This window comes from Arthrobacter sp. SD1074B (assembly GCF_056780195.1).
Map to the genome: position 1 here is coordinate 1798850 of NZ_JBRAZT010000001.1, position 15112 is coordinate 1813961.

14 protein-coding genes are annotated in these 15112 nt (G+C 68.7%); 5 read left to right on the forward strand and 9 right to left on the reverse strand.

The annotated features are described in order from the left end of the window. Positions 1 to 4: 4 nt before the first annotated feature. The 4 genes from ACUYM2_RS08350 to arsB form a co-directional block, all read right to left on the reverse strand. Entirely contained in the window at positions 5 to 1441 is a 1437-nt protein-coding gene (locus tag ACUYM2_RS08350; protein ID WP_481599651.1) for an NAD(P)-binding domain-containing protein, read from the reverse strand. Positions 1442 to 1563: 122 nt separating this feature from the next. Continuing rightward, a complete protein-coding gene (gene trxB / locus ACUYM2_RS08355; protein WP_481599652.1) occupies positions 1564 to 2541 on the reverse strand; it encodes a thioredoxin-disulfide reductase in 978 nt (325 codons plus the stop codon). 19 nt (positions 2542 to 2560) lie between these two features. After that, entirely contained in the window at positions 2561 to 2983 is a 423-nt protein-coding gene (locus tag ACUYM2_RS08360) for an arsenate reductase ArsC (protein ID WP_481599653.1), read from the reverse strand. 24 nt (positions 2984 to 3007) lie between these two features. Further along, positions 3008 to 4105, reverse strand: coding sequence for an ACR3 family arsenite efflux transporter (gene arsB, locus ACUYM2_RS08365; RefSeq protein ID WP_481599654.1), 1098 nt, complete (start codon positions 4103 to 4105; stop codon positions 3008 to 3010). 120 nt (positions 4106 to 4225) lie between these two features. On the opposite strand from arsB, the gene ACUYM2_RS08370 reads away from it, so the two are divergent. The 3 genes from ACUYM2_RS08370 (at position 4226) to ACUYM2_RS08380 (ending at position 5429) form a co-directional block, all read left to right on the forward strand. Then, positions 4226 to 4576, forward strand: coding sequence for an ArsR/SmtB family transcription factor (locus tag ACUYM2_RS08370; protein WP_481599655.1), 351 nt, complete (start codon positions 4226 to 4228; stop codon positions 4574 to 4576). A gap of 59 nt (positions 4577 to 4635) precedes the next feature. Then, positions 4636 to 5121, forward strand: coding sequence for an N-acetyltransferase family protein (locus tag ACUYM2_RS08375; RefSeq protein ID WP_481601441.1), 486 nt, complete (start codon positions 4636 to 4638; stop codon positions 5119 to 5121). Positions 5122 to 5198: 77 nt separating this feature from the next. Continuing rightward, on the forward strand, positions 5199 to 5429 hold the full coding sequence (locus ACUYM2_RS08380; RefSeq protein ID WP_481599656.1) for a hypothetical protein: 231 nt from the start codon (positions 5199 to 5201) through the stop codon (positions 5427 to 5429). 42 nt (positions 5430 to 5471) lie between these two features. Here the strand turns inward: ACUYM2_RS08380 and arsA are convergent, their stop codons facing one another. The 5 genes from arsA to ACUYM2_RS08405 form a co-directional block, all read right to left on the reverse strand. Then, on the reverse strand, positions 5472 to 7250 hold the full coding sequence (gene arsA / locus ACUYM2_RS08385) for an arsenical pump-driving ATPase (protein WP_481599657.1): 1779 nt from the start codon (positions 7248 to 7250) through the stop codon (positions 5472 to 5474). A 211-nt stretch (positions 7251 to 7461) separates the two neighbouring features. Next, on the reverse strand, positions 7462 to 9051 hold the full coding sequence (locus ACUYM2_RS08390; protein ID WP_481599658.1) for a long-chain-fatty-acid--CoA ligase: 1590 nt from the start codon (positions 9049 to 9051) through the stop codon (positions 7462 to 7464). Beyond that, complete coding sequence (locus ACUYM2_RS08395; RefSeq protein ID WP_481601442.1) at positions 9048 to 10244, reverse strand: acetyl-CoA C-acetyltransferase; 1197 nt, start codon at positions 10242 to 10244, stop codon at positions 9048 to 9050. The genes ACUYM2_RS08390 and ACUYM2_RS08395 overlap by 4 nt, the downstream gene beginning before the upstream one ends. Before the next feature lie 46 nt (positions 10245 to 10290). Next, positions 10291 to 11547, reverse strand: a complete 1257-nt coding sequence (locus ACUYM2_RS08400; RefSeq protein ID WP_481599659.1) for an acyl-CoA dehydrogenase family protein — start codon at positions 11545 to 11547, stop codon at positions 10291 to 10293. A gap of 123 nt (positions 11548 to 11670) precedes the next feature. Next, on the reverse strand, positions 11671 to 12378 hold the full coding sequence (locus tag ACUYM2_RS08405) for a TetR family transcriptional regulator (protein ID WP_481599660.1): 708 nt from the start codon (positions 12376 to 12378) through the stop codon (positions 11671 to 11673). Positions 12379 to 12706: 328 nt separating this feature from the next. On the opposite strand from ACUYM2_RS08405, the gene ACUYM2_RS08410 reads away from it, so the two are divergent. Both ACUYM2_RS08410 and ACUYM2_RS08415 read left to right on the forward strand, forming a co-directional pair. Continuing rightward, a complete protein-coding gene (locus tag ACUYM2_RS08410; protein ID WP_441418611.1) occupies positions 12707 to 13501 on the forward strand; it encodes an IclR family transcriptional regulator in 795 nt (264 codons plus the stop codon). A 328-nt stretch (positions 13502 to 13829) separates the two neighbouring features. Continuing rightward, the gene (locus ACUYM2_RS08415; protein ID WP_481599661.1) at positions 13830 to 15107 is read left to right on the forward strand and encodes a cytochrome P450; all 1278 of its coding nucleotides are present in this window, start codon (positions 13830 to 13832) and stop codon (positions 15105 to 15107) included. The last annotated feature ends 5 nt before the right edge of the window (positions 15108 to 15112 follow it).

Consider the following 15112-nt stretch of genomic DNA (forward strand, 5'->3'; position numbering starts at 1 on the left):
GAGGTCAGTTCCCGCCGGAGCGGCCGTGGGCCAGCCCGGTGGGGAATCCCACGAGCACAGGTTCAGGCGCCCCGCAGCAGCCGCCGGAGGCTTCCGCTACGAATCCCGCGGAGGCCACGTCGGCCACGGCAGGAGCGTCGCAGCTGCTGCCGATGTCCGAGGAGCAGACGCCGGTTTCCGGCAGCTCAAGCTGGACGGTGTCGGCGGCCTCACGGTCTCCGGCCAGGGCGGCCGCGACGGAGCGGACCTGTTCGTAACCCGTGGCGAGCAGGAAGGTGGGGGCCCGGCCGTAAGACTTCATGCCGACAATGTAGAAGTCCTGCTCCGGGTGGGCCAGCATCCGGGCGCCGTGCGGCTCCACGGTGCCGCAGGAGTGAAACTCGGGGTCGATCAGCGGGCCAAGTTCGTGCGGAGCCTCGACACCGGGGTCGAGTTCGAGCCGGAGTTCACGAAGCATGTCCAGGTTCGGGCGGAACCCGGTGGCCGGGACCACGATGTCGGCGCCGATGGTGCGGCCGTCGGTGGCGGTCAGTATGACGCCGTCGTCCGCGGCCCCGCGGTCCGCCGCGAGGCCGGCGATCCCGAAGCCGGCGATCCCGAAGCCGGCGATCCCGAAGCCGGTGTGCAGTTCCACGGTGCCGTCCTCAACGAGCGAGCGGAGCTGGCTGCCGAGCTGGCCGCGGGCGGCGAGGCCGTCGGCGTCGCCGCCGCCGTAGACCTTGGCGGCCGAGGCGCCGCGGATCGCCCAGACGATCTTCGTTCCAGGCACCTGGGCCGCGAGTTCGGAGAGGTTGATCAGGGTATTGGCAGCCGAGTGGCCGGCGCCGACCACGACAGCGGTGCGGCCGGCAAACGCTGCACGGTCGCGTCCCAGGACGTCCGGCAGGGGCGAGGAGATGTGGCCGGCCGCGGCGGCTTCGCCCACGGCACGCAGGCCCGAGGTTCCGAGCGGGTTGCGGATGGACCACGTGCCGGACGCGTCAATCACAGCTGCTGCCCGGTAGTCGCGGACTTCGCCGTCGGTGTGTTCGACCCGGACCACAAAAGGGGTTGTGTTGCGGTTGCGCGAGTGGGTTTTGTCCATCCCGAGGCGGGTCACTGCGACCACGCGGGCGCCGGTGTGCAGGCGGGACGCGATGGCGGGCAGCGACGCGAGCGGGGTGAGGTACCGGTCGATCAGTTCACCGCCGGCGGGCAGCGCGGACGGCTCCGGTGACTCCCAGCCGGTCGCGGCGAGCAGGCGGACCGCGGCGGCGTCGGTGTTGTACTGCCACGGGGAGAACAACCGGATGTGGCGCCACTGTTCGATCGCCGCGGCCGGGACGGGGCCGGCCTCGAGGATCAGCGGTTCCAGGCCGCGTTCGAGCAGGTGTGCTGCCGCGGCGAGGCCGATGGGTCCGGCTCCGATGACAACTACGGGAAGGGTGTTGGGTACAGCCATGGTGTCCTCTGTTTCATCCGGTGGGGTGGGTTCGGTGCCCAACGAGCTGACAGTTGGGGGCGTTTTGAGGGCTCAAAACGGCCCCTGCTGCGAGTTAGTTGGGAAGACCGGGGCCGCGTCGGTCAGGCGTGGGTGGGGTCCTCGACCAGGGCGGTGGCGATGCTGTCCGCGTCGTCGAGGGCGGCGAGGTAGCGTTCGGCGTCGAGGGCCGCGGCGCAACCGGTGCCGGCGGCGGTGATGGCCTGCCGGTAGCGGTGGTCCACGGCGTCCCCGCAGGCGAAGACGCCGCTGAGGTTGGTGACGGTGGTGGGGGAGTCGACCTTGATGTAGCCCTCGGCGTCGAGCTCCACCTGGCCGGTCAGCAGTTCGGTGCGCGGCACGTGGCCGATCGCGACGAAGATGCCGGTGGCCGCCTGCTCGCGGGTTTGCCCGGTGATGGTGTCCGTCAAGGTAACGCCGGTGACCTTGCCGTCGCCGTGGATCGCGGTGACGGCCGAGTTCCAGGCGAAACGGATCTTGGCGTTGTCCTTGGCCCTCTGGGCCATGATCCGGGAGGCCCGCAGCTCGTTCTTGCGCACGACGACGGTCACGGTCTTGCCGAAGCGGGTCAGGAACGTCGCTTCCTCCATCGCGGAGTCGCCGCCGCCGACCACGATGATGTCCTGGTCGCGGAAAAAGAAGCCGTCGCAGGTGGCGCACCAGGAGACACCGTGGCCGCTGAACCTCTTCTCCTCCGGCAGGCCGAGCTCCTTGTAGGCGGACCCGGTGGCGAGGATGACGGCAGGCGCCTCGTGCGTCTCGCCGGCTCCGGTGGCGACCCGCTTGAGGTGGCCGGTGAGCTGGACCTCGGTGACGTCGTCGAACACCACCTGCGTGCCGAATTTCTCGGCCTGCTGCTGGAGTCCGTCCATCAGCTCCGGGCCCTGGACGCCGGCGGGGAAGCCGGGGAAGTTCTCCACCTCGGTGGTGTTCATCAGGGCGCCTCCCGCAGTGACGGCCCCGGCGATGAGGAGCGGTGCGAGCCCGGCCCGGGCTGCGTAGATCGCGGCGGTGTAGCCGGCGGGCCCGGATCCGATGATGATCAGTTGTTGGTTGCTCACGGAAGGCTCCTGGTCCTGGTTACTTGGCGGCGGGGGTGAGGGAGGCGATGAGGTCCTCGATACGGGACTTGATCTCGTCGCGGATGGGACGGACGGCGTCGACGCCCTGGCCGGCCGGGTCTTCGAGTTCCCAGTCCTCGTAGCGCTTCCCGGGGAAGATCGGGCAGGTATCGCCGCAACCCATGGTGATCACGACGTCGGACTCCTTGACGGCTTCGGTGGTCAGCACCTTGGGGATTTCGGCGGACATGTCGATGCCGAGCTCGGCCATGGCCTCGACGGCGGCCGGGTTGACCTTCTCGGCGGGCTGGGAGCCGGCGGAGCGGACCTCAATCTCACCCTTGCCGAGGGTGGTCAGGAAGGCGGCGGCCATCTGGGACCGGCCGGCGTTGTGGACGCAGACGAAGAGGACGGAGGGTTTCTTGGCGGTGTCGGTGCTCATGGTGTTCTCCTGAAGCTTTTCGGGTTAGGCGGAAAGGGAGCTGGCGGCGAAGTGGCGTTTGCGGGCCCAGAGGGCCACGTAAACCAGTGCAACAAGGACCGGGACTTCGATCAAGGGGCCGACGACGCCGGCCAGGGCCTGACCGGAAGTGACGCCGAAGGTGCCGATCGCCACGGCGATGGCGAGTTCGAAATTATTGCCCGCGGCGGTGAACGCCAGGGTGGTGGTTTTGGCGTAGCCCAGGTCCAGCCACTTGCCGATCAGCATGCCGGCGCCGAACACGACCAGGAAGTAGACCAGCAGCGGCAGCGCGATCCGGGCCACGTCCAGCGGCCGGGACGTGATGGTGCCGCCCTGCAGTGCGAAGAGCAGCGTGATGGTGAAGAGCAGGCCGTACAGGGCCCACGGGCCGAGCCGGGGGAGGAACGTCGCTTCGTACCAGTCGCGGCCCTTGGCTTTTTCGCCGAGGGTGCGGGTGAGGAACCCGGCCAGCAGCGGGATTCCCAGGAACACCAGCACGGACGCCGTGATGGACCAGAAGGAGAAATCCGCGCTGGTAGTCGGCAGGCCCAGCCAGGACGGCAGCAGCTGCAGGTAGAACCACCCGAGGGCTCCGAACGCGATGACCTGGAAGACGGAATTGATGGCCACCAGGACGGCGGCGGCTTCCCGGTCTCCGCAGGCGAGGTCGTTCCAGATCATCACCATGGCGATGCACCGGGCCAGCCCCACGATGATCAGGCCGGTCCGGTACTCCGGCAGGTCCGGGATGAAGATCCAGGCCAGGGCGAACATGAACGCCGGAGCCAGCACCCAGTTGAGGACCAGGGAGGTCACCATCAGTCTGCGGTCGCCGATCACCCGGTGCGTCTGGTCATAGCGGACCTTGGCGAGCACCGGGTACATCATCACCAGCAGGCCGACAGCGATCGGCAGCGAGATTTCTCCGACCTTGACGGCCTCCAGCGCTGTGTCCAGTCCCGGAAAGAAGCTGCCCAGCAGCAGGCCGACCGCCATGGCGGCGATGATCCAGACCGGCAGGAAGCGGTCCAGGGTGGAGAGCTTGACGGCGACAGCAGCGTCGCTTTCAAGGCCGGGGGACGGGTCGGTCTGGATGCTCACGGGACTCCTGTGCTGCGTTGGCGCTGCTCTTGTGAAGCTGCTCGGAAAAGATTGATGCTTGTCGATATGAGATAGTTCCAACTATATCGATGAATGTCAATCCATGTGCATAATAGACACATGAACTCTGTGGAAACTCTCGAACCGGCTCTCGACGCGTCCTGCTGCGCGCCGACCGCCCAGGCTGTCCTCAGCGCCGAGGATGCCCAGCGCAAGGCGCTCGTGTTCAAGGCCCTGTCCGATCCGAACAGGCTGCGGCTGCTCTCCATCGTGAAGGGCGCCGGGGGCGGGGAAGCCTGTGTCTGCGATCTGACCGAACCGTTGGACCTGGGCCAGCCCACCGTGTCGCACCACCTCAAAATCCTGGTCGACGCCGGTCTGCTGCACCGCGAAAAGCGCGGCACCTGGGCGTACTACTCGCTGGTGCCCGGCGCGATCGAGCAGACGGCCGGGCTCCTGGCGTCCCTGTGAGCCGGGGCACCGCCGCCGGCGCCGCGGCGGGCACCGCCGCCGGCGTCACCGTCCGGCCAATGCAGGAATCCGACTGGCCCGGGGTCCGGCGGATCTACCAGGAGGGGATCGCGACCGGGCAGGCCACGTTCGAGGTCGAGGCGCCGGACTGGCGCCGTTTCGACGCTTCGCGGCTGGCGTCCCACCGCCTGGTGGCGGAGGGTCCCGACGCCGGGATTCTTGGCTGGGCGGCGGTCTCCGCTGTCTCCGACCGCCCGGTCTACGCCGGTGTCGTTGAACACTCCATTTATGTTTCCGAGGCAGCGCGCGGCCGGCGGATAGGCGCCAAGCTGCTCCGGTCCCTGATTGCCGCGACCGAAGAAGACGGCATTTGGACCATCCAGGCGAGCGTCTTTCCGGAGAACGGGCCGAGCCTGAGGCTCCACCTCGCCCACGGCTTCAGGGTGGTGGGACGCCGGCAGAAGATCGCCCGTATGGCGTACGGTCCGGCTGCGGGCCAATGGCGGGACACTGTCCTGATCGAACGGCGAACACGGGTCCTTTAGGTCTTGTGCTGTCCGTGCGCCGGCGGCAAGGGTAGTCCCAGGGAGCTACTGTTGCCGCCGCGACCAAGGAGGACACCATGAATGCCGAGACCCCCGCCCCTGGGGACCGGTTGCGGGCGATGCTGGACAACATCAGGACCGCAACCGCGAACACCCGTCAGATGATGGACTCGCCGGGTGACGAGAACTGGGTGCAGGACGGTGAGTCCGACGCCGAATACCTGCGGGCGATCCAGCGGGACACGATCGCCAGGCTGGAGGCCACGGCCCGGGACCTCGAGGCGCTGCTGGCCCAGCGCCCGGGCTAACAACGCACCGCTCCCGGCGGCACCCGTTCCGCGGGCTGCGCGTCAGGCCGGCTGGGAGCTGAGGGCCGTCAGTGCCGTGAGCTTTTCTTCGCCGGTGGGCTCTTCGGGCAGCAGCGGAATGAGGGCAACCCGGTCCGCCAGGGCATGTACCTTCGTGATCTGTTCCAGTTCGCCCACGGCGCGGGCCCGCAGGAACGGCGTCTGGGGGTGCGCGGCGGCGATCGAGTTGTTGACCACCCACGCCCACGGGTGGATCCCGGCCCTTTCCAGGTCGGCCTGCAGTTCTTCCGCTTCGAGCACGGGGGTTGGCTCAGCCAGCGTGACCAGGACCACCTTGGTCTGCGCCGGATCCTGGAGCCGCATCAGCGGCGTCACGAACCCCATCGTGGCGCCCACCTGGCGGGCGATCTCGCGGTGGTAGGAACCGGTAGCATCCAGAAGCAGCAGCGTGTGGCCGGTGGGTGCCGTGTCGATCACCACGAAGCGCCGGCGGGACTCCTGCACCACCCGGGAGAACTGCCGGAACACGGCCACCTCGTCGGTGCACGGGGAGAGCAGATCCTCGGCCAGCGCCGCACGTCCTGCGTCGTCCATGCTCCGGCCCTTGGTCGCCATCACGTGGCTGCGGTACGCCTCGATCGCCGCCTCCGGATCGATCCGCGAGACGGTCAGGCCGTCCACGGAACCGTGGAGTGTTTCGGTGAGGTGCGCTGCGGGATCGGTCGTGGTGAGGTGGACCGCATGGCCGCGTCTCGCCAGGGCGACGGCGATCGCGGCGGCGACCGTGGTCTTCCCGACCCCGCCCTTGCCCATGCACAGCACGAGGCCGTGGCCACCGGCCTCCATCTCGTTCACCAGCGCGGCCAGCGGAGCGTCCTCGATCCGGGCGTCCTTGGCTGCAGGGACCAGCCCCGCGTCCGCCGCGTCGCCGGCGTCGGACGTAACTGCGAACAGGGTCTCAAGGGCCGGAATGCCGACCATGTTGCCCGGCTTCAGTTCCAGGACATCGCGCGGCAGCCCGGCGACCGCCGCCGGAATGGCCGCTATGGCTGCAGCCTCCCGGGCGCGCAGGGCACGCGCCAACTCCTCCCCGCCGGCGGCTTCAGGCAGGACGCCGTTGACGACGACGTAGGCGCCCCCGATCCCGATCTGGTTGAGTTCGAAATAGGTCCGCTCGATCTCGGCCAGCGCCGACGTCTGCGCGCGGCTGACCAGGACGAGCCGGGTCCTCGCCGGGTCGGTAAGGGCCTCGACTGCCTTGGCGTACACCTGTTTGTGCTTCTCGAGCCCTGACAGCGGACCCAGGCAGGAGGGGTCGCCCTTGCCGGCAGCCAGGAAGTCTGTCCACGAGCCCGGCAGCTGCAGCAGGCGCAGCGTGTGGCCCGTCGGGGCGGTGTCGAAGACGATATGGTCGTACTCCCCATAGGAGCCTTCGTCGGCGAGCAGGTTGGTGAACTCGTCGAAGGAGGCGATCTCCGTGGTGCAGGAACCTGAGAGGCTCTCGGCGATGCCGGCCAGTTCAGCCGCCGGCAGGAGTCCGCGGACGGGCGCGAGGATCCGTTCGCGGTAGGCCTCGACGGCCTGCTCCGGGTCGATTTCGAGCGCAAAAAGTCCCGGCACCCCCGGGATGGCCGTCAGGGTGTTCCCGATGCCCACCCCGAAGACCTGGCCCACATTGGAGGCGGGATCGGTGCTGACCAGCAGGATCTTCTTGCCCGTCCTCGCCAGGGAAAGCGCTGTTGCGCACGCTATGGACGTCTTTCCCACGCCGCCCTTGCCCGTGAAGAACAGGAACCGGGGCGGGTCCTGGAGAAACTTCACGCCGGCACCTGGCAGCACGTGAAGCCGAAGCGGCTCGGCGACTGGAAGTCCCGGACGGCGGGCATAGCGTTCTCCCTTGGCTCTTCAATCGGCGCTGTCCCGGGCGGGATACTAACCGGCGTGACTGCGGCACTTACCGCCAGTATATCGATAAGCGTCAATGCCAGCAGGCGGGCCGGCCCGCCCGGGCCCAGCGCAGCCCGCCCCCGTCCTACTGGGCTCCGGCGGACTCGGTGGCCAGGTTTCGTTTGAGGATTTTCCCGCTGGGCCCGAGGGGGAGCTCCGCGAGCAGCCTGACGACGCGCGGGTACTTGTATGCCGCCAGCTGGCCGCTCGCAAACTCGATCAGCTCGGCCTCGGTGGCGGAGGATCCTGCGTCGAGCACGATCGCGGCCGCGATCTCCTGGCCGTGGACATCGTGCGGGATGCCGTAGACGGCGGCGCTGACCACCTGCGGGTGGGACAGCAGGATTTCCTCGACCTCGCGGGGATAGACGTTGTAGCCGTTGCGGATGATCATGTCCTTTTTGCGGTCCACGATCCGCAGGTACCCGTCCTCGTCCTTGGTGCCAAGGTCCCCGGTGCGGAACCAGCCGTCGACGATCGCTTCGGCGGTCGCCTCCGGCCGGTTGAGGTAGCCCTTCATCAGCAGGTGGCCGCGGATGACGAGCTCGCCGAGTTCCCCGGCGGGCAGCAGCTCGATGCTTTCGACCGTCTCGGCGCGGGCAATCTCGATGTCAACGCCCCAGATCGGGACCCCGATGGTGCCGGGCCGGGGCGGCGTCCCGACGTGGTTGAAGGCGGCGACGGGGGATGTCTCGGTGAGGCCGTAGCCCTCGTGGATATCGATCCCGAAGACGTCGCGGAACTTATCCATCACCGCCAGGGGGAGGGACGCCCCGCCGGAAATCCCGTAGCGGAGGCCCGGCGGCAGGGCGGCGCCGGCCTTGGCCGCTTCCAGCAGGGCCACATACATGGTCGGCACGCCGAGGAAGATGTTGACGTTGTGCCGGGTCATCAGGTCGAGGGCTCCGGCGCCGCTGAACCGGGGCATCATCACGATCGTGGCGCCGGCGCGCAGCCCGGCGTTGAGGACGACGGTCTGGCCGAAGGTATGGAAGAGCGGCAGGCCGCCGAAGAGGACGTCGCCCCGTTTGAAGTCCATGACGCTCGTCAGCAGCACGGACGTCTGTTCCACCAGGGCGAAGTGTGTGCCGAGGGCGCCCTTCGGCTTGCCGGTGGTGCCGGAGGTGTAGAGGATCGTGGCGGTGTCCGACGGCCGGCAGGGGATATAGCTGCGGATGGGCTCGGCCGCGGCGGCCTCGGCTTCGAGCCGCGGCAGCCCGTCGTCGGACGCCATCACGGTCAGGACATCGACGCCGGTGGCGGCGGCGCCGGCGGCTCCCTCTGGCAGCAGTGCGGCGGCGCAGATCAACATCCTGGCGCCGCTGTCCTGAAGGACGTATTCGATTTCGCGCGCCTTGAGCAGGGCGTGCACCGGAACCACAATGGCTCCGAGTGACAGGATGGCGTAATACACCCGCGCGAAGTCCGGAACGTTGGGAATCAGGACCGCGACAGCATCTCCGGGCCCGATGCCGCGTGCCCGCAGCGCCCCGGCGTAGGCGCGGGTCCCGCGCCAAAGCTTGCCGTAGCTGGTTTCGTCCTCCCCGACGATCAGCGCGATGCTGTCCGGGGTCCTGCGGGCGGATTCGGCCAGGATGGCCGCGACGGAGATGGTGCCGAAACCTTCTTCGGGATTGATGGTGTTCATGGCCTGCTTCTTCGTTGGGATGGTCATGCTTTGAGGATTAGGGCGTCGCCCTGGCCGCCGCCGCCGCACAAGGCGACGACGCCGGTGCCGCCGCCGCGGCGTTTCAGCGCGAGCGCCTGGTGCAGGACCAGGCGTGCGCCCGAGGCTCCCACCGGGTGGCCGAGGGCGATCGCGCCGCCGTCCGCGTTCACGTCCTCGGGCTCGATGCCCAGGTCCTTGGCGGACTGGATGAGTACGGAGGCGAAGGCTTCGTTGATCTCGACCAGGTCAAGGTCCTGGACGGAGAGGCCCTCACGCTTGAGGGCGAGTTCGACGGCACGCGCCGGTTGGGAGTGCAGGGATCCGTCCGGCCCCGCCGTCTGGCCGTGGGCGCCGATTTCGGCGACCCATTCCAGCCCGGCAGCCTCCGCAGCCGCCTTGCTGGCGATCACCAGGGCCGCCGCGCCGTCGGAGAGCGGGGACGAGGACCCGGCGGTAATGGTGGCCGCTTCGTCCTTCGAGAAGGCAGGGCGCAGCTGGGCCAGGGATGCGGCGGTGGTCTCCGGCCGGATTCCCTCGTCGTGCTCCAGCGTCAGGGCTGGCCCTTTGCGCTGCGGAACGTCGATCGGGGCGATTTCCTCGGCATACACACCGGCGGAACGTGCCGCTTCGGCCCGTTGGTGGGACCGGGCCGCGACGGCGTCCTGCTCCGCCCGGGTGATGCCGCGCTCGGCGTTGCCCGCGTCCGTGGCTTCGCCCATCAGCTGGCCGCTGACCGGATCCTGCAGCCCGTCCCGGTTCAGCGAGTCGAGCATCGGCGCGTCCCCGATCACGACGCCGGCGCGGAGCCCGGGCACCAGGTGCGGGGCGTTGGTCATGGATTCCTGCCCGGCCGCGACGATGAAGTCGGCTTCGCCCGCGCGGATCATCCGGGCCGCGTCGATCACGGCCGTGAGCCCGGACAGGCAGAGCTTGTTGATCGTGACAGTGGGCACGTCCCAGCCGATTCCGGCCGCCAGGCTGGCCTGCCGGGCGGGCCCCTGGCCTGCTCCGGCCTGGATAACCTGGCCGACGATGACGGCTTCGATCTGTTCGGGGCCGACGCCGGACCGTTCCAGGGCCGCCCGGATGGCGTGGGCGCCCAGTTCGCTGGAGGATAAGGGGGTAAGGCCGCCGCGGAAGCGGCCGAAGGGGGTGCGGGCACCGCCCAGGATGACGGGGATGTTGGCGTTCTGGTTCACGTTCTGGTTCAAGGGAATCCTTTCGGGGGAACAGGCGCGGCGCAGGTCAGGCGAAGGCGGAGGTGCCGGTGATTCCGCGCCCGATGATGAGGGCCTGCATCGTTTCGGTGCCCTCGTAGGTGTGGATGGCCTCGATGTCGGCGAGGTGCCGGGCGACGCGGTTTGCCAGCAGGATGCCGTTGCCGCCGAGGAGGTCCCGGGCATTGGAGGCAATGCCGCGGGCAGTGCGGGTGCAGGTGTACTTCGCCAGCGAGGCCTGCTCCGGGGTGAGCGAGCCCTGCTCGTCCAGGCGGGTCATCTGGACGACCATCAGCTGCATGGTCGCCAGTTCGCTGAGCATCCGGGCGAGCCTTTCCTGCACAATCTGGGAGGCGGCCAGCGGGCGGCCGAACTGCTGGCGCTGCTTGGCATACTGGACCGCGGTCTCGTAGCAGGCGGTGGCATGTCCGACGGCGGACCAGGCGACTCCGAGCCTGGTGGCCAGCAGCACCCGGGCGGTGTCCTTGAAGGACCGGGCCCCCGGCAGCACGTTCTCCTGCGGGACAAAGACGTTCTCCAGCCGGATGTGGGCCTGCCAGATGGCGCGCAGGGCCAGCTTGCCCTCAATCTTCGTCGCGGCGTAGCCGGGGGAGTCCTGCGGTACCAGGTAGCCGTGTACCTGGCCGTCCTCGCCCCGGGCCCACACCACGCTGACTCCGCCGATCGAGCCGTTGCCGATCCACTTCTTCTCGCCGTTGAGCAGGAAGCCGCCGTCCGTGCCGGTGGCCGTGGATTCGAGGGCCACCGAGTCCGAGCCGTGCGTGGGCTCGGTCAACGCGAACGCGGCGAATTCTTTGCCGGCGGCGATCGCCGGCAGCCACTGCTCCTGCTGTGCGGCAGACCCGCACTCCGCGATGGACCGCAGCGCAAGGCCGCCCTGGACCGCGATCATGGTTGCCACGGAGCCGTCGCCGCGGCTGATTTCCATGTTCACCAGGCCGGCGGCCATGCTGCTCATCGGGGCGAACCCGTCCACCGGGACGCCGTCGCGCAGCAGGTCCAGCTCGCCCAGGCGCCGCAGCAGGTGCACGGGGTAGTCCGCGCGCTCCCAGTAGCCGTCGATCACGGGAAGGACCTCGTCCTGGACGAAGTGCCGGGCGCGTTCCCAGTAGCCGCGGTCCTCGTCGCTGATGCCGGCGAAGACTGACGCGGGGTCTGTGCCCAGGGCCTCGGTCAGGACATAGTCGGGTTCCACCGTTCCAGCCGGGAACTGGCCAGCGGCCGCTGGGGCGGCACGCTCGGTACCGGGCGACGTCGTCGTCATGTGTTTGTCCTCTGTCTCGGCGGCAGGCCTTCCGCCCGCATGCTGTGGCTCAGGCCACATCGACTAAGAATGCATTGAAACTTAGTTCCACGTCAAGACACTAAGTGTCAGGGCGGGTGGTGATCAGGGCAGGGCGTCGCGGACTGCCTGCACCACGGCCTCCCGGTCCGCGCCCGACGTCAGGACAGTCACCACGACGGCCGGGGACGGCTGCGCCGGGGCGGCGGTACCGAGCAACGCCGGCCGGAAGATGTCGGAGAGGGCGCGGAGCTCGTTCGCCAGCGCAGTGGACCTGCTGCGGTCCGCCGTTTCTTCTGCGGCACCCGCTGCCGTGCGGAGCCAGCGGCGGAGGAAGGCGTTGTGGACCGCGACCACTGCCGCGGCGAAGGACACGGCCTGGTATTCGCGGTGCTCGACGTCGGGCAGCGTTTCCAGCAGGTGCTGCAGGAAGGCCCTTTCGTAGCGGTGGGAGGTGACCAGTTCGCGGTCGCGGAGTGCCGGCACGGCCTGCATCAGCTCGTATCGCGCCCGGGACGTCTCCGGGTTGCGCACGTGGTGGTTGAACACCAGCAGCGCGGCGTCCTCGATCGCAGCCAGCGGTTCCTGCATCGTTTCCGCCAGGCTCTCGGTCACCTGGCGAAGGATCCGCTCGTGGTCGGCGAAAACCACGTCCTCCTTGGAACCGAACTTCCGAAAGAAGGTGCTGCGGCTCATGCCGGCGGCGTCCGCCAGGTCGTCGACCGACGTTGCGTCAAAGCCCTGCCGCGCCAGGAGCCTGATCGCGGCGGCAGCGGGCGCGTCGGCATGGTGGCTGGGCGGGTGCGAGGTCATGGGCCGAAATGTAGCACAGCGGCGGGTGCCGGATCCGCGCCGGGAGCCTCGGGCCGCGCTCCTGCCCGGTTGTTAATTCCGACACGCGGAACAGTCCGGCGCGTCTCCGGGCCGGCGTCGTTGATTCCGGCTAAAACCGGGCGGGAGCGCGCCGGGAGCCGCCCGCAGCCGGTGCGGACACGGCGGCTATGTAGCCTGACGGCGCTAATCTGGGGAGTGGAAAGCATCCGAGAAGCTCAGAAGCAGATGACCAGCAGGCTGTTGCTCGAAAAGGGACTGGAGCTTTTTGAACAGAAGGGCTAGGCGAGCCCTCGACAAGGAGGTCAGGATGGCTGGAGGCAGCAGCGAACCCGGCAGGACCGTTACCTCGAAGGTCCTCGCCATCCTGGAAGCCTTCGAAACATCCCGTGGTGCCCTCAGCCTGACCGGGATCGCCGAGAAATCCGGGCTGCCGCTGAGTACCGCCCACCGGCTGGTCACCGAACTCACCGCGTGGGGATTCCTGTCCCGGGAACCGAACGGGCGCTACCAGCTGGGCATCCGGCTGTGGGAGCTGGCGCAGAACACGGGGAGGCAGCTGCGTGACGCGGCCAGGCCCTACGTGCAGGACTTGTTCTCGCTCACGGGGGAAACCGCGCACCTTGCGGTCCGGGCCGGCCACGAGGTGCTCTATATCGACCGCGTTTACGGTTCAAAACGGGTGCCGAGGGCCTCCCGGGTCGGCGGCCGGCTGCCCATGCACGCGACCGCCGTCGGCAAGGTGATCCTGGCTTACGAGCAGGACTGGGTCCGGGACGCGTACCTGAACCGGCAGCTGGAGCGGCACACCGCCCACACCCATGTGGACCCCAAAAAGCTGGCCGCGGAACTGGTCCAGATCCGGGAGCAGGGGTACGCCACCACGCTGGAGGAAGTGCGGCTGGGCTCCTGCTCGATCGCGGTCCCTGTCTTCCACACCGGCAGGATCGGCGCCTCCATCGGCCTGGTGCTTCCCACCAGCCAGGCCGCCACAATGACCCGGCACCTGCCCGTCCTGCGGGGCATCGCAGCCCAGATTGAGCGTGCCACCGCGAGGATCCCGCTGGAGACGCTGCTGGGCAGCCACGTCGCCGGCACGGACTGAGCCGGGCACGCCCCGGGTGCTGTCTGCTCCCGGCGCCGGAGGGTCCGTCCGGGGGAGCTTTGACGGCATGCACTTTGACGGCAATCTTCGATGTCGGCCGCTGTGTTGGCGGCGTGGCCGCGTCGAAGTGCCCCCGCACCGCGGGCCGCACCCCGCACCCCCGGCCTGACGCTGTCCAGGGGGATCGGCCGGGCCCGGCCCTAGAACAAGTCCTTTCCACCCAGTGGAAGCACACGCTATCCGCGGGGAGTGACCGGGGCCACACTGGGAGATAAGAACCCCGGCATGCACTGGCGCTGCCGGCGGGACCGAAAACCTAGGAGCTTAGATGTCACCCTCGACGGAAACGGCCGGCCGCTGTCCCTTTGGACACGGCGCCGAAGCCCCCGCAGGGCACCACGGCTATGAGCCGTTCCAGATGAAGGATCCGTTTCCCGCATACGCTGAACTCCGGGCCGAGCAGCCCGTGATGTTCGACGAGCGGGTGGGCCTCTACGTCGTCTCCCGCTATGACGACATCAAGGCCGTCTTTGAGGACTGGGAGACCTTTTCCAGCGAAAATGCCCAGGCCCCGGTCCGCGAGCGCGGCGCTGCGGCGAAGAAGATCATGGAAGAGGGCGGGTTCACCGCCTACTCGGGCCTGTCGGCCCGGCGCCCGCCGGAGCACACCCGCATCCGCGCCGTGGTCCAGAAAGCCTTCACGCCGCGCCGCTACAAGGCGCTGGAACCATTCATCCGGCAGAACGTCGTCGACCTGCTGGAGAAGATGCTGGCCCACCCGGAACACCGCGGCGACATGGTCAAGGATCTCGCCTACGACGTCCCCACCATCACCATCCTCACCCTGATCGGCGCGGATGTCTCCCAGGTGGACACCTTCAAGCGCTGGAGCGATTCCCGCGCGGCGATGACCTGGGGCGACCTCAGCGACGAGGAACAGATCCCGCACGCCCGCAACCTGGTGGAGTACTGGCAGGAATGCCTCCGCCTGGTCAAGGTGGCCCACAAGGAGGGCGGCGACAACCTCACCGCGGACCTGGTGAAGGCGCAGCAGGAGGGTGCCGAGATCTCCGACCATGAGATCGCCTCCGTCCTGTACAGCCTGCTTTTCGCCGGCCACGAGACCACCACCACGCTGATCTCCAACGCCCTCCGCGAGCTCCTGGCCCGCCCCGGCCAGTGGAAGCAGCTGGTCGAGGACCCCAAGAAGATCCCCGCCGCAATCGACGAGGTGCTCCGCTACGCCGGCTCGATCGTCGGCTGGCGGCGCAAGGCGCTCAAAGACACGGAAGTCGGCGGCATCCCCATCGAGGAAGGCGCGCAGCTGCTGCTCCTGATGGGCTCTGCCAACCGTGACGAGAACAAGTTCGACGCCGGCGAGGACTTCGACATCAGCCGTCCCAACGCGCGCGAGCACCTCTCCTTCGGGTTCGGCATCCACTACTGCCTGGGCAACATGCTCGCCAAGCTCCAGGCCAAGATCGCCCTTGAGGAAGTGGCCCGGCTCGCCCCGGAACTGCAGCTGGAGAACCCGGAAGCCATCACCTTCCGCGAAAACCTGTCCTTCCGCGTCCCCGAGACCGTCCCCGTCAGCTGGAAGGCCTAAGGAAT

Bases quoted from the DNA above. Each gene is read 5' to 3' on its own strand.
- ACUYM2_RS08350 (WP_481599651.1), bottom strand. From the start codon at position 1,441: ATGGCTGTACCCAACACCCTTCCCGTAGTTGTCATCGGAGCCGGACCC.
- ACUYM2_RS08360 (WP_481599653.1), bottom strand. From the start codon at position 2,983: ATGAGCACCGACACCGCCAAGAAACCCTCCGTCCTCTTCGTCTGCGTC.
- ACUYM2_RS08370 (WP_481599655.1), top strand. From the start codon at position 4,226: ATGAACTCTGTGGAAACTCTCGAACCGGCTCTCGACGCGTCCTGCTGC.
- ACUYM2_RS08375 (WP_481601441.1), top strand. From the start codon at position 4,636: ATGCAGGAATCCGACTGGCCCGGGGTCCGGCGGATCTACCAGGAGGGG.
- ACUYM2_RS08380 (WP_481599656.1), top strand. From the start codon at position 5,199: ATGAATGCCGAGACCCCCGCCCCTGGGGACCGGTTGCGGGCGATGCTG.
- ACUYM2_RS08390 (WP_481599658.1), bottom strand. From the start codon at position 9,051: ATGACCATCCCAACGAAGAAGCAGGCCATGAACACCATCAATCCCGAA.
- ACUYM2_RS08400 (WP_481599659.1), bottom strand. From the start codon at position 11,547: ATGACGACGACGTCGCCCGGTACCGAGCGTGCCGCCCCAGCGGCCGCT.
- ACUYM2_RS08405 (WP_481599660.1), bottom strand. From the start codon at position 12,378: ATGACCTCGCACCCGCCCAGCCACCATGCCGACGCGCCCGCTGCCGCC.
- ACUYM2_RS08410 (WP_441418611.1), top strand. From the start codon at position 12,707: ATGGCTGGAGGCAGCAGCGAACCCGGCAGGACCGTTACCTCGAAGGTC.
- ACUYM2_RS08415 (WP_481599661.1), top strand. From the start codon at position 13,830: ATGTCACCCTCGACGGAAACGGCCGGCCGCTGTCCCTTTGGACACGGC.